At 63.4% G+C, this 1,006-nt stretch carries 1 protein-coding gene and 1 pseudogene; one reads left to right on the plus strand and one right to left on the minus strand.

Features of this window, described 5'->3' with window-relative positions:
- Positions 1 to 112 (minus strand): annotated as a pseudogene (locus tag EN745_RS37415) (alpha/beta hydrolase); the annotation flags it as partial.
- A 189-nt stretch (positions 113 to 301) separates the two neighbouring features.
- Between EN745_RS37415 and EN745_RS35170 the strand changes: the two are divergent.
- On the plus strand, positions 302 to 1,006 hold a 705-nt coding region (locus tag EN745_RS35170), incomplete at its 3' end, for a ribonuclease (protein ID WP_127423340.1).

Raw genomic sequence — 1,006 nt, forward strand, 5'->3', positions numbered from 1 at the left:
GTCCATGATTGATCTGGACGACGGCGCGCGGCTGGCCGCTCGTCTCCTTCACATAGAGGTTGAGATCGGCGCCGGTCGGCGATCTGACCAGGCGCTGCTGGCTGAATGGCATTTCGCTTCGTCCCCCGCAACGCCCTTGTCGTGCTCACGAGAGTTTTGTTTGCGCCGGCGGCGGTTTTAGGTCAATGCGGCCAGGCTGATTTTGCCCTGTGGGTTTCTTCCCTTGCGGCGCGGGCCATCGCAATTCTGACACGGAGACAGCGGCAGTGTGTGCCGCGACATTTTGAGCCGAGGGGCGGGTATGCGGACTGGTTTTGCTTTTTTGTTGGCTGCCGCCGTCACGGCGCTCGCCGGAGCAGCGCGGGCCGATGTGAAGATGAGCGGCAGCTTCGTGGCCGACGCCGCCTGTCCGGCGACGCAGGCGATCAAGAACGGCAAGAACCCCGGGAACATATCGACCGCGGCCGGACAAAGCTACCAGCTGCTGGCGGGCAACAAGGATGAGCCGACACATTACCTCATCCTTGTGCCGGGCGCCCATCCGGACCGTCGCTGGGTGAAGATCAGCTGCGGACATGTCACCGCCGGCAGTGCTGCTGCGACGCCGGAGCCGGCCGATCAGAACAAGCCGGCGCAGCCTGGCTCTGGCAAGCCGGAATATGTCTTCGCGCTGAGCTGGCAGCCGGCTTTCTGCGAGACCAAGTCCAGCAAGCCCGAATGCCAGGCGCAGTCGAAGTCCGGCTTCGACGCCACGCATTTCACCTTGCATGGGCTGTGGCCGCAGCCGAACGGCAACTTCTATTGCCAGGTGTCGGCGGGCGACAAGGCCAATGACAATCCCGCCCATTGGCAGGACCTGCCGAAGGTCGATCTCGATGCGAACACCCGCGCCGAGCTCGATCAGGTGATGCCGGGCACCGCCTCCAAGCTGGAGCGGCATGAATGGATCAAGCATGGCACCTGCTACGGCAAGAGCCAGCAGGAGTATTTCGCCGATGCCTTGAAC

The organism is Mesorhizobium sp. M4A.F.Ca.ET.022.05.2.1 (assembly GCF_003998845.1).
In the GTDB taxonomy this organism is placed as follows: domain Bacteria; phylum Pseudomonadota; class Alphaproteobacteria; order Rhizobiales; family Rhizobiaceae; genus Mesorhizobium.